This is a genomic window from Brevundimonas vancanneytii (assembly GCF_901421975.1).
Classification (GTDB): Bacteria; Pseudomonadota; Alphaproteobacteria; order Caulobacterales; family Caulobacteraceae; genus Brevundimonas; species Brevundimonas diminuta.
The window spans coordinates 1,834,996-1,855,391 of record NZ_LR588407.1 but is presented as its reverse complement, the minus strand read 5'-3'; the positions used below and the strand labels follow the sequence as shown (position 1 = coordinate 1,855,391).

17 protein-coding genes and 4 pseudogenes are annotated in these 20,396 nt (G+C 66.9%); 18 read left to right on the top strand and 3 right to left on the bottom strand.

What is annotated here, in order from left to right:
* Window positions 1-2: 2 nt before the first annotated feature.
* Genes FGL25_RS09145 through FGL25_RS09130 form a run of 4 tightly spaced genes read left to right on the top strand, consistent with a single transcriptional unit; the run spans window position 3 to window position 3,561 of the window.
* On the top strand, window positions 3-749 hold the full coding sequence (locus FGL25_RS09145; RefSeq protein ID WP_138141523.1) for a biotin--[acetyl-CoA-carboxylase] ligase: 747 nt from the start codon (window positions 3-5) through the stop codon (window positions 747-749).
* Window positions 746-1,540 (top strand): type III pantothenate kinase, encoded by a 795-nt coding sequence (locus FGL25_RS09140; RefSeq protein WP_138141522.1) that lies wholly within the window; start codon window positions 746-748, stop codon window positions 1,538-1,540. Before FGL25_RS09145 ends, FGL25_RS09140 begins: the two co-directional genes overlap by 4 nt.
* 6 nt (window positions 1,541-1,546) lie before the next feature.
* The gene (locus tag FGL25_RS09135; RefSeq protein WP_128719918.1) at window positions 1,547-3,223 is read left to right on the top strand and encodes a ribonuclease J; all 1,677 of its coding nucleotides are present in this window, start codon (window positions 1,547-1,549) and stop codon (window positions 3,221-3,223) included.
* Window positions 3,223-3,561, top strand: a complete 339-nt coding sequence (locus FGL25_RS09130) for a DUF3088 family protein (protein ID WP_046653594.1) — start codon at window positions 3,223-3,225, stop codon at window positions 3,559-3,561. Before FGL25_RS09135 ends, FGL25_RS09130 begins: the two co-directional genes overlap by 1 nt.
* Window positions 3,562-3,606: 45 nt before the next feature.
* On the opposite strand, the gene FGL25_RS09125 is transcribed toward FGL25_RS09130, so the two are convergent.
* Window positions 3,607-3,966: a 5-carboxymethyl-2-hydroxymuconate Delta-isomerase gene (locus FGL25_RS09125; protein WP_088411536.1), complete on the bottom strand. Its 360-nt coding sequence runs from the start codon at window positions 3,964-3,966 to the stop codon at window positions 3,607-3,609.
* A 75-nt stretch (window positions 3,967-4,041) separates the two neighbouring features.
* Between FGL25_RS09125 and FGL25_RS09120 the strand changes: the two genes are divergently transcribed.
* The 4 genes and pseudogenes from FGL25_RS09120 (at window position 4,042) to FGL25_RS09105 (ending at window position 7,733) form a co-directional block, all read left to right on the top strand.
* Window positions 4,042-4,308: a DUF1467 family protein gene (locus FGL25_RS09120; RefSeq protein WP_087141628.1), complete on the top strand. Its 267-nt coding sequence runs from the start codon at window positions 4,042-4,044 to the stop codon at window positions 4,306-4,308.
* Window positions 4,309-4,368: 60 nt separating this feature from the next.
* Window positions 4,369-5,686: pseudogene (gene proS / locus FGL25_RS09115) on the top strand (proline--tRNA ligase).
* Window positions 5,683-6,997 (top strand): annotated as a pseudogene (locus FGL25_RS09110) (lipoprotein-releasing ABC transporter permease subunit). Before proS ends, FGL25_RS09110 begins: the two co-directional pseudogenes overlap by 4 nt.
* Window positions 6,990-7,733, top strand: a complete 744-nt coding sequence (locus FGL25_RS09105) for an ABC transporter ATP-binding protein (RefSeq protein WP_003164606.1) — start codon at window positions 6,990-6,992, stop codon at window positions 7,731-7,733. The pseudogene FGL25_RS09110 and the gene FGL25_RS09105 overlap by 8 nt, the downstream one beginning before the upstream one ends.
* Here the strand turns inward: FGL25_RS09105 and FGL25_RS09100 are convergent.
* On the bottom strand, window positions 7,730-8,179 hold the full coding sequence (locus FGL25_RS09100) for a hypothetical protein (protein WP_252970105.1): 450 nt from the start codon (window positions 8,177-8,179) through the stop codon (window positions 7,730-7,732). The two genes, FGL25_RS09105 and FGL25_RS09100, sit on opposite strands and share 4 nt — an antisense overlap.
* Before the next feature lie 102 nt (window positions 8,180-8,281).
* Between FGL25_RS09100 and FGL25_RS09095 the strand changes: the two genes are divergently transcribed.
* The 3 genes from FGL25_RS09095 to FGL25_RS16860 all read left to right on the top strand — a co-directional run bounded on the left by FGL25_RS09095 (window position 8,282) and on the right by FGL25_RS16860 (window position 12,820).
* Window positions 8,282-8,941: a response regulator transcription factor gene (locus FGL25_RS09095; protein WP_095046100.1), complete on the top strand. Its 660-nt coding sequence runs from the start codon at window positions 8,282-8,284 to the stop codon at window positions 8,939-8,941.
* 232 nt (window positions 8,942-9,173) lie between these two features.
* The gene (dnaE, locus tag FGL25_RS09090; protein WP_138142423.1) at window positions 9,174-12,629 is read left to right on the top strand and encodes a DNA polymerase III subunit alpha; all 3,456 of its coding nucleotides are present in this window, start codon (window positions 9,174-9,176) and stop codon (window positions 12,627-12,629) included.
* On the top strand, window positions 12,629-12,820 hold the full coding sequence (locus FGL25_RS16860) for a hypothetical protein (RefSeq protein WP_167493255.1): 192 nt from the start codon (window positions 12,629-12,631) through the stop codon (window positions 12,818-12,820). The genes dnaE and FGL25_RS16860 overlap by 1 nt, the downstream gene beginning before the upstream one ends.
* Here FGL25_RS16860 and FGL25_RS09085 read toward each other — a convergent pair.
* Complete coding sequence (locus tag FGL25_RS09085) at window positions 12,801-13,994, bottom strand: S41 family peptidase (protein WP_138141521.1); 1,194 nt, start codon at window positions 13,992-13,994, stop codon at window positions 12,801-12,803. The two genes, FGL25_RS16860 and FGL25_RS09085, sit on opposite strands and share 20 nt — an antisense overlap.
* 217 nt (window positions 13,995-14,211) lie before the next feature.
* Between FGL25_RS09085 and rpsB the strand changes: the two are divergent.
* The 7 genes and pseudogenes from rpsB to dxr all read left to right on the top strand — a co-directional run bounded on the left by rpsB (window position 14,212) and on the right by dxr (window position 20,374).
* Window positions 14,212-15,055, top strand: a pseudogene (gene rpsB / locus FGL25_RS09080) (30S ribosomal protein S2).
* Window positions 15,056-15,155: 100 nt separating this feature from the next.
* Window positions 15,156-16,093, top strand: a pseudogene (gene tsf / locus FGL25_RS09075) (translation elongation factor Ts).
* Window positions 16,094-16,231: 138 nt separating this feature from the next.
* Entirely contained in the window at window positions 16,232-16,969 is a 738-nt protein-coding gene (pyrH, locus tag FGL25_RS09070) for a UMP kinase (RefSeq protein WP_003164613.1), read from the top strand.
* Window positions 16,970-17,009: 40 nt separating this feature from the next.
* Window positions 17,010-17,567 carry a ribosome recycling factor gene (frr, locus tag FGL25_RS09065; RefSeq protein WP_003164614.1) on the top strand — a complete coding sequence of 186 codons (558 nt, stop codon included), beginning with the start codon at window positions 17,010-17,012 and terminating at the stop codon, window positions 17,565-17,567.
* 35 nt (window positions 17,568-17,602) lie between these two features.
* Window positions 17,603-18,361 carry a polyprenyl diphosphate synthase gene (gene uppS / locus FGL25_RS09060; protein ID WP_138141520.1) on the top strand — a complete coding sequence of 253 codons (759 nt, stop codon included), beginning with the start codon at window positions 17,603-17,605 and terminating at the stop codon, window positions 18,359-18,361.
* Between the two features lies 1 nt (window position 18,362).
* Entirely contained in the window at window positions 18,363-19,181 is an 819-nt protein-coding gene (locus tag FGL25_RS09055) for a phosphatidate cytidylyltransferase (RefSeq protein ID WP_138141519.1), read from the top strand.
* The gene (dxr, locus tag FGL25_RS09050; protein WP_138141518.1) at window positions 19,178-20,374 is read left to right on the top strand and encodes a 1-deoxy-D-xylulose-5-phosphate reductoisomerase; all 1,197 of its coding nucleotides are present in this window, start codon (window positions 19,178-19,180) and stop codon (window positions 20,372-20,374) included. The genes FGL25_RS09055 and dxr overlap by 4 nt, the downstream gene beginning before the upstream one ends.
* Window positions 20,375-20,396: the final 22 nt, after the last annotated feature.

The window sequence follows — 20,396 nt, the reverse complement described above, 5'->3', positions numbered from 1 at the left end:
CCTTGGCGGCTCCGGTCCTGATCCTCGAAGAGACCGACTCCACCAACGCCGAGGCGCGTCGTCGCGCCGAGGCGGGCGAGGCCGGGCCGCTGTGGATCGCGGCCCGGCGTCAAACCGCCGGGCGGGGCCGTCGCGGCCGCGCCTGGGACAGCCGGGACGGCAATCTGGCCACGACCCTGTTGCTGACGCTGAACCGCACCCCGGCCGAGGCGGCGCAACTGACTTTCGCCGCCGCACTGGCGGTGGCCGACCTGCTGGACCGCTATGTTCCGCCCGCGCTGGTCAGCATCAAATGGCCCAATGACGTCCTGCTGGACGGGCGCAAGTCGTCCGGCATCCTGATCGAATCCGGTCCTGCGCCCTCTGGCGGTCTGTGGCTGGCCGTGGGCGTCGGCGTGAACCTGTCCCACGCGCCCGAAGGGACCGAACGCCCGACCACCTGCATCGCCGAGCATCTGCATCATGACGTGGCCGCCGCGCCGTCGATGGAAGAGGGGGCGAGGGCGCTGGCCGAAACCTTCGACGCCTGGCTGGAACGCTGGACGCGTCTGGGCTTTCAGCCCGTGCTGGACGCCTGGGTTGCGCGCACGCCCGGCCTGTTCGGCCCATGCACGGCGCGGCTAAGTCATGAAACCCTGAGCGGGATCGCCGACGGCGTCGAGGCCGACGGCGCCCTGCGCCTGAAACTGCCGGACGGAAGCCTGCGGGTCATCTCCGCCGGCGACGTCTTCTTCGGAGAGGCCGCCTGATGCTGCTGGCGATCGAGCAAGGCAACACCAACACCCTGTTCGCCGTTCACGATGGCGAAGAGTGGATATTCCAGTGGCGCACCGCCACCGATCCCATGCGCACGGCCGACGAATACGCCGTCTGGCTGCACCAGCTGTTCGAGATGCGCGGGCATGGTCTGACCATGGCCGACATGGACGGCTGCATCATCTCCAGCGTGGTGCCGCAGTCGATCTTCAACCTGCGCAATCTGGCGCGGCGCTATCTGAACGTCGAACCCCTGGTGATCGGCGAGAACGTCGAACTGGGCATCGAGGTGCGCATCCATAAGCCCAGCGAGGCCGGGGCCGACCGTCTGGTCAACGCCATCGGCGCGCTTCAGGTCTATGAGGGCGACCTGTTGCTGATCGACAGCGGCACGGCCACGACCTTCGACGTCGTGTCCGGCGCGAACGGGCAGGGGGCGGGGGCCTTTGAAGGCGGGCTGATCGCGCCCGGCATCAACCTGTCGCTTCAGGCCCTGCACGAGGCGGCGGCCAAGCTGCCGCGCATCGCTATCCAGCGCCCCGACACCGTGATCGGGCGCGACACCGTCACCTCCATGCAATCGGGCGTCTTCTGGGGCTATATCGCCCTGATCGAAGGGCTGGTGGACCGTATCAAGGCGGAGTGGGGGAAGCCCATGACGGTCATCGGCACCGGCGGCGTCGCCTCCCTGTTCGAGGGCGCAACCGACTCTATCGACCGGTTTGATCCGGACCTGACCATCCGCGGCCTACTCGAAATCTGGCGGCGGAACTCCCATCTGTAAGGCCGCATGACTAAGAAAACTCAAAACGACGAACTCGTCTTCCTGCCGCTGGGCGGCTCGAACGAGGTCGGCATGAACCTGAACGCCTATGGTTTCGGCCCGGCGCATGACCGCAAATGGATCATCGTCGATGTCGGCGTGACCTTCGGCGACCAGTCCACGCCCGGCGTGGACGTCATCGTGCCCGATCCGACCTTCCTGGAAGGCGAGAACATCCTGGGCATCGTGCTGACGCACGCGCACGAGGATCACATCGGCGCCCTGGGCTGGCTGTGGCCGCGCATCCAGGCGCCGCTGTACGCCACCCCTTTCACCGCCTTCCTGATCCGCGAGAAGCTGCGCGACGCCGGCATCTATGAAGATGTCGAGCTGCACGAGGCGCCGCTGGGCTCGACGGTGAACCTGGGCCCGTTCGAGGTGACCTACGTCACCATCACCCACTCGATCGCCGAACCGAACGGCCTGGCCATCAAGACGCCGCTGGGCACGGTGCTGCATACCGGCGACTGGAAGATCGACAATGATCCGGTCGTGGGCGAGCGCACCGACGTCGACTTCATCCAGAAGCTGGGCGACGAGGGCGTCCTGGCCATGGTGTGCGACTCCACCAACGTCTTCGTGGACGGCGTCGCCGGGTCCGAGGGCGATGTGAAGGTCAAGCTGGCCGAGCTGATTCAGGGCCTGAAGGGCCGAGTCGCCGTTGGCTGCTTCGCCTCCAACGTCGCGCGGATGCATAGCGTCATCAGCGCCGCCGAGGCGGCCGGGCGTCGCGTGGCCCTGGCCGGGCGCTCGATGCACCGCATCACCGCCGCCGCCAAGTCGGTCGGCATGTTGAACGACATCAAGCCCTTCCTGTCCGAACAGGAGGCCAAGGTCTGGCCGGCGGACGAGATCCTGTACCTGTGCACCGGCAGCCAGGGCGAGGCGCGCGCCGCCCTGTCTCGCGTGGCCGAAGGGACGCATCCCTTCATCAAGCTGGGCGAGGGCGACCACTGCATCTTCTCGTCGCGCGTCATCCCCGGCAACGAACTGTCCATCGGCCGTCTGCAGGATAAGATGGCCGAGCGCGGAATCCGCATCTACACCGAGAAGGATCACCCCGGCATCCACGTCTCGGGCCACCCGTGCCGTGACGAACTGCGCCAGATGTATCAGTGGGCGCGACCGCAGATCGCCGTGCCGACCCACGGCATGCGCCGCCACCTGATCGAGCACGGCAATCTGGCCAAGGACATGCAGGTGCCCGAGACGGTGACGCCGCGCAACGGCGACATGGTGCGCCTAGCGCCCGGACCCGCCGCCATCATCGACGAAGTGCCTTCGGGCCGTCTGTTCGTCGACGGAGGCATGCTGGTGGAAGAGGCCGGCGAGGCCCTGCGCGAGCGTAAGCACGCCGCCAGCAACGGCATCCTGATCGTCAGCTTCGCCCTGGATCGTCGCGGCCGCATCGCCAGCGACATCGACGTGCGCGGCATCGGCCTGCCGGGCGACGCCGACCGTCCGCTGGGCGATGTGCTGGACGACATGGCCGAGCGCGTCGAAAACACGGTGCGCGGCCTGAAGGGCGAGGCGCTGGAGGACGAAGCCGTCATCGAACAGGCTGTCAGCCGGACCCTGAAGAAGGCCAGCCAGCAGATCTGGGATCGTCGTCCGATCGTGGAAACCGTGGTGCTGAGACTCTGATGGCGGATCGTCTTTATCTTCTGAACGCCGACTGGTTCGACGATCAGGGCGGGCCGTGGTTCTGCCCGCCCGGCGCGCGGATCGAGGGGGTGCTGGGCCTGTATCCGCGCCTGCGCGAGCATCTGACGGTGACCCGTCTGGATCACCCGCGCCCGCGCTCGGCCGTGATCGCCGAGGTAGGAGAGGCGAACCAGAGCTGCCCCCTGTTGGTGCTGGACGGCGAGTTCGACTGGCCCGACGCCCAGGTCAGCGCAGAGACCGGCGCGCGCTTCCTGCAGGATGACGACATCCTGCCGTACTGGGCTGCGCGCTACGGGATTGGGCGACCGCACCCGTAAGCGCGCGTGGCTTCTCCCTCCCCACGAAAAGGGGAGGGATAGTCATCAGCTTTCGAGCGTCGCCTTCCGATAGTCGTCGCGCTCCACCTGTCCGACCTCGACCGAGATCTGGCGCGGGCCGTCATAGGGGGCGACGCCGGCCAGCAGGGCCGCCAGCACCGCTTCGCCCAGAGCGGTTCTCTGCTCCTGGGTGCGGCCGCTGAGAATGCGCAGGTCGCAATGGACCATGGCCTGGTCCGGGTCGCCGTCGGCGATGATCAGGCGGTCGCAGCGTACGATGCGCGTCTTGCACGCGGGAAGGCCGGCGCCGATCATCTCGACACAGAGGCGATGAATCTCCAGCGCCAGGGCGCGCCAGTCGGTCGCGTCGAAATGGGTGGAGTGTTCCAGCGTAATCTGTGGCATTCAGGGCGTCCTTGTTGCGGAGCCTCTCCTTATCGCGCCGCGACGATGATTGCGATGAACGGACTTTTAGAGACGATGCCCCTTGGCCCCTTCACCTTGGTCGCCACCTTTCTGACGGTGTGGTGGATCGTGTTGTTCGCGATTCTGCCGCTGGGCATGTCGGACCAGATCAAGGATCCGCCGACGGACGGGACCCAGTGGGGCGCGCCGAAGAACCCGAACCTCAAGAAGAAGTTCATCACCACGACCTGGGTGTCGATCATCGTCTGGCTCATCATCGTCGCCATCGTCTGGATCGGCTGGACCCCCGTGCCCGATATCACCCACGCGAACGCGCTCTAGCTTTCGCCCCCTTCGCCCGGTTAAACCTCGGGCCTGACTGAATTTGCCGAGAATCCTCCCATGCGCCTGTCGCGCTACTTCCTGCCGATCCTGAAAGAAGCCCCCTCCGACGCCCAAATCGTGTCGCATCAGCTGATGCTGCGCGCGGGCATGATCAAGCAGGAGGCCGCCGGCATCTACGCCTGGCTGCCATTGGGTCTGCGGGTGTTGCGCAAGATCGAAGGCATCGTTCGCGACGAGCAGGTCAAGGCCGGCGCCGTCGAACTGCTGATGCCGACGCTGCAGCTGGCCGATCTGTGGCGCGAGAGCGGCCGCTACGACGCCTATGGCCCGGAGATGCTGCGCATCACCGACCGTCATGAGCGTGAACTGCTGTACGGGCCGACCAATGAGGAAATGGTCACGGATATCTTCCGGGCCTATGTGAAGAGCTACAAGGCCCTGCCGCTGAACCTCTTCCACATCCAGTGGAAGTTCCGCGATGAGCGCCGTCCGCGCTTCGGCGTCATGCGCGGCCGCGAGTTCCTGATGAAGGACGCCTATTCCTTCGACCTGGACGAGGCCTCGGCCCGCATCGCCTACAAGCGGATGTTCGCCGCCTATCTGAACACCTTCGCTCGCCTGGGCCTGAAGGCCGTGCCGATGCGCGCCGACACCGGCCCGATCGGCGGCGACCTGAGCCACGAGTTCATCGTCCTGGCCGAGACTGGCGAGAGCGAGGTCTTCTGCGACCGCAAGCTGGTCGAGATGGCCGCGCCCGGCCACAACCTCAGCGTCGAGCAACTGGAGAGCGTGTTCAACGAGCGCACGGCCCTCTACGCCGCGACCGAGGAAATGCACGACGCCGCCCAGTTCGAGACCCAGACCGCCGAGGGCGACCGCCTGTCGGCGCGCGGCATCGAGGTCGGCCACATCTTCTACTTCGGCACCAAATACTCGGCCGCCATGAAGGCCAAGGTCGCCGGGGCCGAACGGTCAGGACACCGAGGTCCACATGGGCAGCTACGGCGTCGGCGTGTCGCGCCTGCTGGGCGCCATCATCGAGGCCAGCCATGACGAGGGCGGCATCATCTGGCCGGACTCGGTCGCGCCGTTCGACGTGGTGGTGATCAACCTGCGCGCCAGCGACGAGGCCGTCTCGGTCGCCTGTGAAGACGCCGTGGCCAAGCTGGAAGCCCTGGGCAAGGACGTCCTCTACGACGACACCGACGAGCGGCCGGGCGGCAAGTTCGCTACCGCCGATCTGATCGGCGTGCCGTGGCAGCTGACCATCGGGCCCAAGGGCCTGGCTGACGGCGTGGTCGAACTGAAGCGCCGCGCCACCGGCGAGAAGCAGAGCCTGTCGCTGGACGCCGCCCTGGAGCTGCTGACGAAATGACCGACGCCGCGACGGCTTCCGCTCCGCCGCCCGCACCCAAAGGGTCAGGCCCGTTCTCCAGCTGGGAGATCGGGCTGGCGCTCCGCTATCTGCGCGCCAAGCGCAAGCAGGGCGGGGTGGCGCTGATCGCCATGATCAGCTTCATCGGCATCATGCTGGCCGTCGCAGTGCTGATCAGCGTGATGAGCATCATGGCGGGCTTCCGCGGCACGCTGATGGACCGGATCCTGTCGTTCAACGGTCATATGTATGTGCAGGGGCCGGTGCTCTATGCGCCCGATCGCGACGCCGCGCTGAAGCGGATCGCCGACGTGCCGGGCGTGGTGGCGGTGACGCCCCTGATCGAAAGCCCGGCCATGTTCCGCGCGGGCGGGGCGGCCACGGGCGGTGTCGTGCGCGGCGTGCGGCCGCAGGATCTGACCTCGACCAAGTTCGTCTATGACAGCCTGACCCCCGAGGCGCGCGAGCGTTTCGGCAAGGGTCAGTACGGCGGCGATCACGTCCTGATCGGCAAGAGCCTCGCCGAGCAGATGGGCCTGCGTGAAGGCGATCCCATTTCCCTCTATTCTCCGACTGGAGCCGACAGCGCATTCGGCAATCTGGGCGGGCTGGAGAAGACTTATATCGTCGGCGGAATCTATACGTCGGGCGCGGCGGACTATGATCGCGCCTTCATCTTCATGCCGCTGGAGCAGGCGCAACTGTTCTTCGGCAAGGACGGCGGTCTGGGACGTGATCGAGATGAAGGTGTCGGAACCGGATCTGGTCGAGAATCTGCTGACGCCGGTTCAGCGCGCGGCCGGACCGGGCAGCGTCGTCACCGACTGGCGCAACCGCCAAGCCGCCATCTGGGGCGCGCTGAAGGTCGAGCGCGTGGCCATGAGCATTATCCTGGGCATGGTGGTCGCCATCGCCGCCATGAACATCATCAGCGGCATCGTCATGCTGGTGAAGAACAAGACGCGCGACATCGCCATCCTGCGCACCGTCGGCGCCAGCCAGTCGTCCATCCTGCGCATCTTCTTCATGTCGGGCGCGGCCATCGGCATCGGCGGCACCATCGCGGGCCTAGTTCTGGGCCTGCTGTTCTGCTGGAACATCGGCGCGATCCAGCATTTCCTCGAGGGCCTGCTGGGCGTCCAGCTGTTCAACGCCGAGGTCTATATGCTGGATTCTGTTCCGGCCAAGGTGGACCCGTGGGACGTGACCTGGGTCGCGGTCTTCTCCTTCTTCATGAGCTGCCTGGCCAGCCTGCCGCCGTCGTGGAACGCGTCGCGCATCGATCCGGTGGAGGCCCTGCGCTTTGAATAAGCTGCTGAAGAAGAAGCCCGCCGTCGCGACGGAAGCGAACGGCGCCATCCTGTCGCTGCGCGGTGTGACGCGCACCTATCCGACGGCCCAGGGCGGGCTGACGGTGCTGAAGGGCGTCGACCTGGAGGTCATGCCAGGCGAGGTCGTCGGCCTGATCGGTCCGTCCGGCTCGGGAAAGTCCAGCCTGCTGCACGCGGCGGGCCTGCTGGAGCGGCCGACCAGCGGCCAGGTGCTGATCGACGGCGAGGACGTCGGCGGTCTGGACGAACGCGCGCGCACGCGCCTGCGTCTGCACCGCATCGGCTTCGTCTATCAGTTCCATCACCTGCTGCCGGAGTTCGACGCTCTGGACAATGTAGCCCTGCCCATGCGGATCGCAGGCGTGCGGGAAGGAGAGGCGCGTCGTCGCGCGACCGAAACCCTGACCTCGCTGGGTCTTGGACAGCGGGTCACGCACCAACCCGCGCAACTATCTGGGGGCGAGCAACAGCGTGTCGCCATCGCGCGCGCCCTGGCCAACAGCCCGCGTCTGCTGTTGGCCGACGAACCGACCGGCAACCTGGACCCCGTCACCAGCCAGGCGGTGTTCGAGGCCCTGCGCGAACTGGCCAAGACCACGGGCGTCGCCGCCCTGATCGCCACGCACAACATGGAGCTGGCCGGTCACATGGACCGCGTCTTCGCCTTGAAGGACGGCCACCTGGAGCAGCGCGCGGCCGAAAGCCACGCCTACTAGGAGACGATGAGCCGCGTCGTCGCCTGCAGCGGCGTGCGATAGGGCATCATGGCCCAGTGCAGCGCAGCCGCGCCTAGCAGCGGCGGGATGTCGGCATATCGGGGATGACCCGGGTCGATCGCGCGTTGCAGGACCGCTGTCTCATCCGGTCTGAGCAGGGGGTGAGACAGCGCCAGGACGCGGTGGATGCGAAATTGCACCGTCTGTCGCCAGGCCTGCATCGGCGCTGTTTCACAGGGACTGGCGCCGAGCAGCTGAAGGAAGCCGTCAAGAGCGCCGGGCGATCCTTCCATGGCGTAGATGATGACATCGTCTACGCTTGCCGCCACGCCGGCGAGGCCCAACGACCGGGCTTGGTCGCGCCGCATGTCGATCAGGGCCGGCCACCGTGCGCTTTGCGCGAATCCTGACGGAGACCGGGTCAGGAATACGGCGCTTTGCAACACAGCGAGCCTCCATGTTCGCCTCAGCGTAACCGAAATATCGTTCTGCGTATGCCCGCACGGGATCAACTGCGTGGGACTACGAGGTTTTTCCCGCGTCAGGCCTTGCGTAGTTTCAACGACATGATGCGTGATGGCGTGGACGGCGGTCGACATGGACAGGATGCAGATAGGATTGGGCGCGCCATCGGTGAAATCGCCATCATTGACGATGATCGGGCGCTGCTGGAGCTGACCCTTCTGGCGGTGCGCGACGCGGGGTTCTCCGCCGTCGGTTTCCACGACCCGCTCGACGCGCTGATGTGGGCGTCAGACGCGGATTCGACCTGCCTCGTCGCTGATCTGAAGATGCCGGGCGTCGAGGGGCTGGATCTCGTGGCCGCCTTCTGCGCCCTGAACCGCCACGCCGTCATCGTCGTCAGCGCCTTCGTCGACGTGCGGACGACGGTCGACGCCATGCGCCTGGGCGTGGATGATGTTCTGCCCAAACCCGTCACAATCGATGAACTGGTGCGCGCCCTGCGTCGGGGCGCAGAGGCCCTCGCGTCCGCCCCGGCCCGTGAAGAGCTGACCTTCACCCGCCGCGAGCGACAGGTGGCCGAAATGCTGGTCGAGGGTCTGACCACCAAACAGATCGCCCAGAACCTGGAACTGAGCCCGCGCACGGTGGAGTTCTTCCGTGCAAGCCTGCTGCGCAAGACTCAGTCCCCGAACTCGGCGGCTCTAGCCTCGGCGCTGACCCGGCTCGGCTTCCTCGCGAATTGAGGTTGACGAGAACAAAGAGGCAACCTAGAACAAATGAGCAACATTTGATCTGGGGATAAATCCGATGACGCGTTGGGTGAGGGATCTGCTGTCGCTTGCGTCCTGCGGCGGCTTCGTCTGGATGGTCTGGCAGGCGGCCTTTCTGGTGACATGACCGCGCCCACTGAGGCGCGACTCCCTGCATGATGACGATGCGCCCGTATGATCGGGCGCTGCGATGCGGAGTTTTCGATTGGCGGATGCGGTGAACAGTCAGGGCTTTGTCCACCTGCGGGTCCGCAGCGCCTATTCGCTGCTGGAAGGCGCCATCAAGGCCGGCAAGATCGGCAAGATGGCCGCCGATGCCGGAATGCCGGCCGTGGCCGTGGCTGACCGCGCCAACCTGTTCGGGGCCCTTGAGTTCAGCCAGACGACCAAGGATGCGGGCGTCCAGCCTATCGTCGCCTGCGCCTTGCCGGTGCTCGATATCGGCGGGCAGGTCGCCCAACGCTGGGCCAAGACGCCGACGGTCGTGCTGATCGCCCAGAACGAGCAGGGGTGGCTCAACCTGTGCGCCCTGTCGTCCGCCGCCTATCTGGACGCGGGCGAAATGGCCGAGCCGGGCGTGCCCTGGGGGCAGGTTGTGGATAAGTCCGAGGGGCTGATCCTGCTGTCCGGCGGGCCGGACGGCCCTATTGATCCTCTGTTCGTGCAGAAGAAGCCGGCCGAGGCCGCCGAAGCCCTGGCGGAGATGAAGCGGGTGTTCGGCGACCGCTTCTATGTCGAACTGCAACGCCACGGACTGTCCAGCGAGACGTTGGCCGAGGGCGGGCTGGTTGAATGGGCCTACGCCAATGACACGCCGCTGGTCGCGACCAATGACGTCTATTACGCCAAGGCGGCCCAGGCGAAGTCGCATGACGCCTTGCTGTGCATTTCCGACGGCGCCTTCACGGGTCAGGAGGATCGCCGTCGCGTCACCGGCGAGCACTGGTTCAAGTCGGCCGAGGCGATGCGCGAACTGTTCGCCGATCTGCCGGAGGCCTGCGACAACACCATTCAGATCGCGCGCCGCTGCGCCTTCCTGGTCAAGACGCACAAGCCGATCTTGCCGCGCTTCGACACCGGCGCAGGTCGTTCGGAAGACGACGAACTGGCGCACCAGGCGCGCGAAGGCCTGAAGGCGCGGCTGGAGAAGAACCAGGCCTATGCGCCCGAGGAAGACTACTGGTCCCGCCTGGAATGGGAGGTCGGGATCATCCAGCAGATGGGGTTCCCCGGCTACTTCCTGATCGTGGCGGACTTCATCAAATGGGCCAAGCTGCATGACATCCCGGTGGGGCCGGGGCGGGGCTCTGGGGCCGGGTCGTTGGTCGCCTGGTCGCTGACCATCACCGACCTGGACCCTCTGCGGTTCGGCCTGCTGTTCGAGCGCTTCCTCAACCCCGAACGGGTCTCCATGCCCGACTTCGACATCGACTTCTGTCAGGAGCGGCGCGAAGAGGTCATCGACTACGTTCAGGACCACTACGGCAAGGACCGGGTGGCTCAGATCATCACTTTCGGCACCCTGCAGGCGCGCGCCGTGCTGCGCGACGTGGGGCGCGTGCTGCAGATGCCGCTGGGCCAGGTGGACCGCCTAGCCAAGATGGTTCCGGCCAACCCCGCGAACCCCGTGACCCTGGCCCAGGCCATCGACCTGGAGCCGCGCCTGCGCGAGGCGCGTGACGCCGAGCCTGCCGTCAAGGCGCTGCTGGAGACGGCGCTGGAGCTTGAAGGCCTCTACCGCAACGCCTCGACCCACGCGGCGGGCATCGTCATCGGCGATCGGCCGCTGACGGAACTGGTGCCGCTGTATCAGGATCCGCGCTCCACCATTCCGGCCAGCCAGTTCAACATGAAGTGGGTCGAGCCGGCGGGCCTGGTGAAGTTCGACTTCCTGGGCCTGAAGACGCTGACGGTGCTGGACCGCGCCAAGAGCTATCTGGAACGGCGCGGCGCGGCTCAGGATTGGGGTCTGCTGCCGCTGGATGATCCCAAGACCTATGAGCTCATGGCCTCGGGTCAGACGGTCGGGGTGTTCCAGCTGGAATCCCAGGGCATGCGCGACACCCTGCGCAAGATGCGCTGCGGCTCGATCGAGGAGATCACCGCCCTGATCTCCCTCTACCGGCCGGGGCCGATGGAGATGATCGACACCTACATCGACCGGAAGTTCGGCCGGGCCGAGGTCGACTATCTGCACCCCAGCCTGAAGGAGGTGCTGACCGAGACTTACGGCGTCATCATCTACCAGGAACAGGTGATGAAGATCGCTCAGATCCTGGCGGGCTACAGCCTGGGCGAGGCCGACCTGCTGCGTCGCGCCATGGGCAAGAAGAAGAAGGAGGAGATGGACTTCCAGCGGGCCCGCTTCGTCAAGGGCGCGTCCGAGAAGTCCGTGCCGGAGAGCCAGTCCGGCTCCATCTTCGACCTGGTGGCCAAGTTCGCGGGCTACGGCTTCAACAAGTCGCACGCGGCGGCCTATGCGCTGATCTCCTTCCAGACGGGCTGGCTGAAGGCCAATCATCCGGTCGAGTTCTTCGCCGCCTCGATGAGCCTCGATCTGTCGAACACGGACAAGCTGGCGGTCTTCTATCAGGATTGCCGCCGATTCGAGGTTCCGGTGCTGGCGCCGGACATCAACCGCTCGTCCGCCGACTTCGACGTGTCGTGGAAGGACGGGCAGGGCAGCGTGCTCTATGCGCTCGGCGCCATCCGCAACGTGGGCCTGGAGGCGATGAAACACGTCATCGAGGTGCGCGAGACGGGCGGGCCGTTCGCCGACATCTTCGACTTCCTGGAACGGGTCGACCCCAAGGCGGTGAACAAGCGCGCGCTGGAAGGCCTGGCGCGGGCCGGAGCCTTCGACAGCATCCACCCGAACCGCCGTCAGCTGTTCGAACAGGCCGATGTGCTGATGGCCTATTGTCAGAGCGTGGCGGCCGAGCGCGCTTCGTCCCAGGTCAGCCTGTTCGGCGCCGATCAGGCCGCCGCCGCGCGACCGCGTCTGAAGAGCATGGAGCCGTGGGCCGGGCCGGACAAGCTGGATCAGGAACTCTACGCCGTCGGCTTCTATCTGTCGGGTCACCCGCTGGAAGAGCTGACGCCCGCCCTGAAACGCAAGCGCGTGACCTTCGTGGCCGAGGCGCAAGGGCTGGCCGAGGCGGGGCATGAAGCCTTCCAGATGGCAGGGGTGGTGCGTCGCCGTCAGGAACGGGCCAGCGCCCGCACCGGCGAGAAATTCGCTTTCGTCACCTTCTCGGACCCGACCGGCGAGTTCGAATGCCTGTTCCCGCCCGAACAACTTCGGCGGTGCCGCGAGGTTCTGGAGGTCGGGACGTCGGTTCTGGTCAAGGTTCGGGCCAAGGCGGCGGATGGCGAGGTGCGCTTCTTCGGCGATGACGCCAGCCGCATGGACGTGCTGCTGGACGACGCCCAGATCGGGTTGCGCGTCATCCTGTCGGCTCAGTCAGCGGACGCCGAGGCGCTGAAGGCGCGGCTGGACCGGGCGCGAGCGCAGGGCAAGGGCGGCGAGGTCTGGCTGCAGGCGACGCTGGGCGGCCGCACCGAGGTCGAGATCAAGCTGCCGGGACGATACCGACTGGACGCGGCGCTGCGCGGCGCGCTGAAGTCGGCGCCGGGGGTGGTGATGCTGGAGGACGCCTGATGAGCGAGACGAGTGCGAAGACCCATGCCGGGTCGTGCCACTGCGGAGCGGTGGCCTATGAGGTGGATGTCGGGCTGGACGGCCTGATGGAATGCAACCAACATCCGCACCCTGACCGACGTGGAGCCGTGGGACTGGACCGCACAGCGCGTGGACGGACGCAGTTTCTGATCAATCCGGCTGAGGCTTGAACTGTTCGCGCGGAGTTCCGTCGACGGCGTAGAGGCGTTCGACGGGGATTTTGATGACCAATCCGCTGTTCGGAAGGCGCAGGTCGTAGACGGCGCCGAGCAGGCCCGCCATCGGCCGGCCGACGACGAGCGCGCCCTGGGCGTGGAGGCCGATGGCCAGGCCTTCGCCCATGCTGCCGGTCCAGCGCCCGACGCGGACGACGACAGGGCCGCTATGGCGTTTGCCTGGGCGCGGCAGGACTTGTTCGATCCAGCGCCGCTCGATCCCGGTTTCGCGCGCTTCGGCGGGCAGGCTGTGGATCTGATAGGCGGACGGCGCATCGACGAACCATCCCATGATGGCGCGGGCGACGACGGTGTTGCCGCCGCTGGGCGTCTCCGTCAGGTCGAGGACGAGGGTTTGACCGGGCGGCGCCGTTGTCATCTCCTGGTCGAAGGCGGCGATGGTCGCGCGGTCGCCGAGCGCGTCATTGATGCGGATGACCAGGGCGCCGTCGACCTGTCGGCTCTCCACCGGGGGGCGGTCGCGCCGCGTCGTGTAGAGGTTGGGCAGGGTCAGGCGACGCCGAGACCCGTCGGGGGTCTCGATCATCAGGTCGCGAGGGCGGTCGCGTCGCCCGGCGACCAGGACGCGGGCGGCATAGGCGGCGCGCTCGCCTTCGGACGTCAGTCCGATCTCGCTCCAGAAGGCGGCGACGGCGTCGTCGATGGGCTGATCGCCGACGGCCAGCAGGCGGCTGCCGGGGCGAATGCCGGCTTCGGCTGCAGGCGATCCGTCGCGGACGTCGGTGATGATCCAGTACAGTGCGACTCGCTCGATCCAGAGATCCGCATAGCTGGGAACCACGGCCCAGCTGTCGGCGAAGGACGAGCCGGTGATGGCGTGATGGTCGGCCAGCGCCGTGAGGGCGTTCTCGGCGTACTTCAGCAGGGAGGCGGCGTCACGCACCGCCTCGCCCTGGGCCGTCAGCTGCGGTGACGAAGGAAACCGGCCGCCTGGCAGGCGCTCCGGATAGGCGTACTGGGCTTCGATCAGCCCAGGCAGGGTCAGGGCGTCCTTTCTATAGGCCTCTGCGGAAACCGGCGCAGGCGTCTGGGCACTGGCGAACGGAGCCGGAGCGGCGGCGAGCGGCGCGAAAGCCAGGGCGGACAGCAGGCGAAGGGAAGGAGGCATGGCGTCATCTGGCCGTGGCCGCCTGAAGGCGACAAGTTAAAAGCCCATCATCTTCACAGCCTTGCGTTTTGCGGCCGTTTCGCCTACATGCGCGGCGCACTTCGCACGTGGGCGTGGCGCGGTCCGGGGAGACATCCCGGCCTGCACCGTTCCGAGGGATCAGCCGATCCTTTTAACCGCCCGCGCTAGGTTTGATCGGAAAAAGGAAAAGACGATCATGGCTCTGCCTGAATTCTCGATGCGTACGCTGCTGGAAGCCGGCGCTCACTTCGGCCACCAGACGCACCGCTGGAACCCGAAGATGGACCGCTACATCTTCGGCTCGCGCTCGAACATCCACATCATCGACCTGTCGCAGACGATGCCGCTGCTGCACCAGGCCCTGGTCGCCGTGCGCGACGTGGCCGCCAAGGGCGGTCGAGTGCTGTTCGTCGGCACCAAGCGTCAAGCCGCCGACCCGGTCGCACAGGCCGCCACGCGCTGCGCCCAGTACTACATGAACAACCGCTGGCTGGGCGGCACCCTGACCAACTGGCGCACCGTCTCCAACTCGATCCAGCGCCTGCGCGAACTGGAAGGCATCGTTGAAGGCGGCGGCGAAGGCCGCAACAAGAAAGAGCTGCTGACCCTGCAGCGCGAAAAGGACCGTCTGGAGCTGTCGCTGGGCGGCATCAAGGACATGGGTTCGGTGCCGGACATCATGTTCGTGATCGACACCAACAAGGAAGCCGATCGCGATCCAGGAAGCCCGCAAGCTGAACATCCCGATCATCGCCATCCTGGACACCAACTCGGACCCGGACGGCATCACCTATCCGGTGCCGGGCAACGATGACGCCGCGCGCGCCATCCAGACCTACTGCGACCTGATCGCCGACGCCGTCCTGGACGGCCTGGCCGCTGGCGCCGCCGCTCAGGGCATCGACCTGGGCGCTTCGGAAGCTCCGGTCGAGCCGGCCCTGCGCGAAGCCGTCGTGGTTGAGGCCGAGGCCGCTCCGGCGGGCGCTGAAGGCGCGGCTGAAGAGCTGGTCGCCGCCGAGGCCGAGAAGGTCGAAGGCTGAGACTGACGTTCCGGCGCCGCCGCGCGCCGGACCGACGTCAACTTGACATGCGGCCGGGCTAAACAGTCCGGCCGCCCATTTTGAATTTCAGGAGAAAGACATGGCCGAGATCACTGCCGCCCTCGTGAAGGAGCTTCGCGAGCGTTCGGGCGTCGGCATGATGGACTGCAAGAAGGCGCTGGTTGAGACCAACGGCGACATCGAAGCGGCCATCGACTGGCTGCGCGCCAAGGGTCTGTCCAAGGCCGCCAAGAAGGCCGACCGCGTCGCCGCCGAGGGCCTGGTGGCCGTCGCCGTGCGCGAAGACGGCAAGGGCGAAGTCGCCTCGGCCATCGAGTTCAACGCCGAAACCGACTTCGTGGCCCGCAACGACCTGTTCCAGTCGGCGGCGAAGGAATTCGCTCAGCTGGGTCTGCACCACGACGGCGTGGAAGCCATCCACGGCGCGACCCTGGAGAACGGCAAGACGGTTCAGGACGAAGTCACCAACCTGATCGCCACCATCGGCGAGAACATGCAACTGCGTCGCGCGGCTCGCCTGTCGGTCGGTGAAGGCGTGGTTTCGAGCTACGTCCACAACGCCGTCTCGCCGGGCGTCGGCCGCATCGGCGTGCTGGTCGCCCTGGAAGGCGCCGGCGACAAGGAAGCCCTGCGTGAAGTGGGCCGCAAGATCGCCATGCACGTGGCGGCCACGGCTCCGCTGGCGCTGGACACCTCGGACCTGGACCCGGCCGCGATCGAAAAAGAACGCGCCGTCCTGATCGAGAAGGCCAAGGAAGAAGGCCGTCCGGAAAACATGATCGAAAAGATCGTGGTAGGTCAGATCAACAAGTTCCAGAAGGACGTGGTGCTGACCAAGCAGCCGTTCGTCATGGACCCGGACGTGACCATCGAAAACTGGTCGCCAACACCGGCAAGGAGCTGGGCTCCGAGCTGAAACTGGCCGGCTTCGTCCGCATGGCGCTGGGTGAAGGCGTTGAGAAGGTCGAAACCCCCGACTTCGCGTCGGAAGTCGCCTCGATGACGGGCGGCAACTAACTCGAAACGTCTTCCCGAAAGGGAAGAATTTTCAAAAGGGCGCGTTCGGCTTTGAAGGCTGACGCGCCCTTCGTCTATGATGAGCCGCCGATTCACTTCGCGCGGATGCTAACCCCCTGTATCCACGGACCCCTGATCATGCCCGACGCCCCCTCTGAGTTTCGTTACAAGCGCGTCCTGCTGAAGGTCTCGGGCGAGGTGCTGATGGGCGACCAGCCCTATGGCATCGACATGCCGACCGTGGATGTGGTCGCCGCCGCCGTCGCCGCGGTGGCGCGTCAGGGCGTCGAGATCTGCCTGGTCATCGGCGGGGGCAACATCTTCCGGGGCCTGTCCAAGGCGGCGGCGGGCATGGATCGCGCCAACGCCGACTACATGGGCATGCTGGCGACCATCATGAACGCTCTGGCCATGCAGGGCGCGCTCGAGAAGATCGGCGTCGATACGCGGGTCCAGAGCGCCATCCCCATGGCCGCCATCGCCGAGCCCTATATTCGCCGCCGCGCCCTGCGCCATCTCGAGAAGGGCCGCGTGGTGATCTTCGCCGCGGGCGTCGGCGCTCCCTTCTTCACCACGGACTCGGGCGCGGCCCTGCGTGCAGCCGAAATGGGCTGCGACGCCCTGCTGAAAGGCACCAGCGTGGACGGCGTCTACACCGCCGACCCGAAGAAGGACGCCACGGCCACCCGCTATGAGACGCTGACCTATCAGGAAGTGCTGGCCAAGGACTTGCGCGTCATGGACGCCTCGGCCATCGCCTTGATGCGCGACAGCGGCATTCCGATCGTGGTCTTCTCGATCCGCGAGGAAGGATCGATTCAGAAGGCGCTGACGGGAGAAGGCACCTTCACCGTCATCACCAACAAGGCCGCCTGAGCGGCTTCGCCATCAAACGACAGGACCAAGGACACACGTCATGGCCAAACCCGATCTCAAGACGTTCCGCGACCGGATGGACAAGTCCGTCGCCGCCCTGAAGGACGATTACGCCGGCCTTCGTACCGGCCGGGCCAACGCCGGTCTGCTGGAGCCGGTCGTGGTTGAAGCCTATGGCGCAACCTCGCCGCTGACCGCTGTGGCCGCGATCAGCGTGCCGGAGCCGCGTATGATCTCGGTCAACGTCTGGGACAAGGGGATGGTGGTTTCGGTCGAGAAGGCCATCCGCTCCGCTGGCCTGGGCCTGAACCCGGTCGTCGACGGCCAGACGCTGCGCATCCCGATCCCGCCGCTGACCGAAGAGCGCCGCAAGGATCTGGCCAAGCTGGCCGGCAAATACGCCGAGGACAAGAAGATCGCCGTGCGCAACGTGCGCCGGGACGCCAACGACGAGCTGAAGAAGGCTGAAAAGGCCGGCGAGATCAGCCAGGATGAACAGAAGAAGATGGAGGCCGAGGTCCAGAAGGACACCGATGCGGCCATCAAGCGCATCGACGAGACCTTGAAGGCCAAGGAAGTCGAGATCATGCAGGTCTGACGCGGTCAGGCCTGTTCAGGAAGGACGCCCCCATCATGTCGGCCGAGCCCGTCGCCACGGCGCCTGCAAAGGGGCCACGTCACGTCGCCCTGATCATGGACGGCAACGGCCGCTGGGCGCAGCGCCGGGGTCTTCCACGCGCCGTGGGCCACCGCGAGGGGGTCCAGGCCCTGCGCCGGACGATCAAGGCGGCGCCGGAGCTGGGCGTGCGATGCCTGACGGTGTTCGGCTTCTCGACCGAGAACTGGAGCCGTCCGGCCGACGAGGTGTCCGATCTGATGGGCCTGGTGCGCGCCTTCGTCGGCAGCGACCTGAAACGGCTGGCGGCGGCGGGCGTGCGGGTGAAGGTGCTGGGCCGTCGCAAGGGGCTGCCGGACGACATCGCCGCCATCGTCGCACGGGCCGAGGCCGAGACGGCGGACAATGAAAAATTCCTGCTGCAGGTGGCCTTCAACTATGGCGGCCGGGCGGATCTGGTCGACGCCGCCCAGCGGCTGGTCGATCGCGCCCGTGCGGGCGAAGACGTGGTTGTCGATGAAGAGGCGCTGGGCGCCGGTCTGTCGACGGCGGGCGCGCCGCCGGTCGATCTGATCGTGCGAACCTCGGGCGAGCAGCGCCTGTCCAACTTCCTGCTGTGGGAGGCGGCCTACGCCGAGATGGTGTTCCAGGAGATCCTATGGCCCGACTACGGCGCCGAAGCCCTGGCCGAGGCCATCGCCCAGTTCGGCTGTCGTGAGCGCCGCTACGGCGGGCGTGAGGTCATGGTTGAAGCCTATGGCGAGGTCGCGGGCTGACATGGCGTTGAAGCCTCGAGATATCGCCTTGCGCGCCGCTTCGGCGGTCGTGCTGGCGCCGGCGGCGGTCCTGGCGACGTGGGCGGGCGGCGATTGGTTCTGCGCCCTGGTGGTCGCGGGGGCGGTGCTGCTGGCTTTCGAGTGGGCGCGGATGTGCGCGCCGAACCTGTGGCGTTCGGTCGGGATCAGCGTGGCCCTGGCGCTGGTCGTGGCGGTGATCGCGGCCCATGTCGGGCAGATTTCCCTGGCCCTGGTGCTGATGGTGTTCGGCGCCCTGGCGGCGGGCCTGTTCGCCCGCACGCGCGGCGAGTCCGTGCTGGATACGGCCTATGGGGTGCTCTATCTCGGCTGGCCCTGCATCCTGCTGATCTGGCTGCGCGACCTGCATGAGGTGCAGGGGCTGTACTGGACCGTGCTGGTCTTCGCCGTGGCTTGGTCGGCGGACATCCTGGCCTATCTGGTCGGCAGCTTCGTCGGCGGGCCCAAGCTGTGGCCGCGCTTTTCGCCCAATAAGACCTGGTCGGGCTTCATCGGCGGCTTGACCGCCGGGATGATCGCCGGCGCCGCCATGGCGGGCTGGCTGGACATGGGCCTGCTGAACGCCTTCTGGGGCGGGGTTCTGGGTCTGGCGGCGGCCTTGGCCACCATGGGCGGCGACCTGTGGGAATCGGCGCTGAAGCGGCGTTTCGGGGTCAAGGACGCGGGCAATCTGATCCCGGGCCACGGCGGTCTGCTGGACCGCGTCGACGGGCTGATGTTCGCCGTCGTCGTGGTGTCGGCCGGGCGTCTGATCGTCCTGATGCTGGAGCGGGCGGCATGATCGCGCGGCGCGTCTCTGTCCTGGGCTCGACCGGATCGGTCGGCTCCTCGACCCTGGACCTGATGGAGCAGGCGCAAGCGGCTGGCTCGGCCGCGTTCGAGGTCGAGGCCCTGACCGGCGGCGCCAACATTGCTCGCCTGGCCGAACAGGCGCGCCGCTGGCGGCCGCGCATCGCCGTGACAGCCGATCCGGCGCGCTTGAACGAACTGCGCGACGCCCTGGCGGGAACCGGGGTCGAGGCGGCGGCGGGGCCGGACGCCATCGTCGAGGCGGCCGTGCGGCCCGCCGACTGGATCATGGCCTCCATCGTCGGGGCGGCGGGCCTGCGCTCGGCCTGGGCGGCGGCGGGGACGGGGGCGACCCTGGCTCTGGCCAACAAGGAAAGCCTGGTCTGCTGCGGTCCGGCGCTGATCGAGCGGGTCAAGCGCAGCGGCGGGCGACTGATCCCCGTCGATTCCGAACATTCCGCCATTTTCCAGGTCTTTCCGGCCGGGGCGCCCGAGCGCGTATCCAAACTGGTGCTGACCGCTTCTGGCGGGCCGTTCCGCACCTTGCCGCGCGCGGCCATGACGCGGATCACGCCGGAACAGGCCGTGGCCCATCCGAACTGGAGCATGGGCGCCAAGATTTCGGTCGACAGCGCCACCATGGCCAACAAGGGGCTGGAGCTGATCGAAGCCGCCTATCTGTTCGATATGCCGGGCGAGCGGGTCGATGTAGTGGTGCACCCGGAATCGATCATCCACAGCCTTGTGGAATATGTGGATGGTTCGACCCTGGCCCAAATGGGCGCGCCGGACATGCGGACGCCCATCGCCTGCGCCCTGTCCTGGCCCGATCGTCTGGCCTGGCCGGCGCCCAAGCTGGACCTGGCGGCCCTGGGGCGGTTGACGTTTGAGGCCCCGAACGAGGATCGGTTCCCGGCCTTGCGTCTGGCGCGCGAAGCTCTGGCGGCGGGCGGAATCGCCCCCATCGTCTTCAATGCGGCCAATGAGGTGGCGGCTCTGGCTTTCCTTGACCGGCGGCTGGGCTTTCTCAATATTGCCGCAGTCGTCGCCGACACCCTTGAGAAGGCGACGGGCGCGGGCGCGTCTTGCGGTTCCGACGATGCCTGCGAGGCGGCCCTGGCCGTTGATGCGCAGGCGCGGCGGATCGCGGGCGACGTCATCGCCTCGCTGAACATCGCGGCCTGAGGGGAACGGGAGATACGAACGG

Bases quoted from the DNA above. Each gene is read 5' to 3' on its own strand.
- FGL25_RS09135 (WP_128719918.1), top strand. From the start codon at position 1,547: ATGACTAAGAAAACTCAAAACGACGAACTCGTCTTCCTGCCGCTGGGC.
- FGL25_RS09130 (WP_046653594.1), top strand. From the start codon at position 3,223: ATGGCGGATCGTCTTTATCTTCTGAACGCCGACTGGTTCGACGATCAG.
- FGL25_RS09125 (WP_088411536.1), bottom strand. From the start codon at position 3,966: ATGCCACAGATTACGCTGGAACACTCCACCCATTTCGACGCGACCGAC.
- FGL25_RS09120 (WP_087141628.1), top strand. From the start codon at position 4,042: ATGCCCCTTGGCCCCTTCACCTTGGTCGCCACCTTTCTGACGGTGTGG.
- FGL25_RS16860 (WP_167493255.1), top strand. From the start codon at position 12,629: ATGAGCGAGACGAGTGCGAAGACCCATGCCGGGTCGTGCCACTGCGGA.
- FGL25_RS09085 (WP_138141521.1), bottom strand. From the start codon at position 13,994: ATGCCTCCTTCCCTTCGCCTGCTGTCCGCCCTGGCTTTCGCGCCGCTC.
- pyrH (WP_003164613.1), top strand. From the start codon at position 16,232: ATGCCCGACGCCCCCTCTGAGTTTCGTTACAAGCGCGTCCTGCTGAAG.
- frr (WP_003164614.1), top strand. From the start codon at position 17,010: ATGGCCAAACCCGATCTCAAGACGTTCCGCGACCGGATGGACAAGTCC.
- uppS (WP_138141520.1), top strand. From the start codon at position 17,603: ATGTCGGCCGAGCCCGTCGCCACGGCGCCTGCAAAGGGGCCACGTCAC.
- FGL25_RS09055 (WP_138141519.1), top strand. From the start codon at position 18,363: ATGGCGTTGAAGCCTCGAGATATCGCCTTGCGCGCCGCTTCGGCGGTC.
- dxr (WP_138141518.1), top strand. From the start codon at position 19,178: ATGATCGCGCGGCGCGTCTCTGTCCTGGGCTCGACCGGATCGGTCGGC.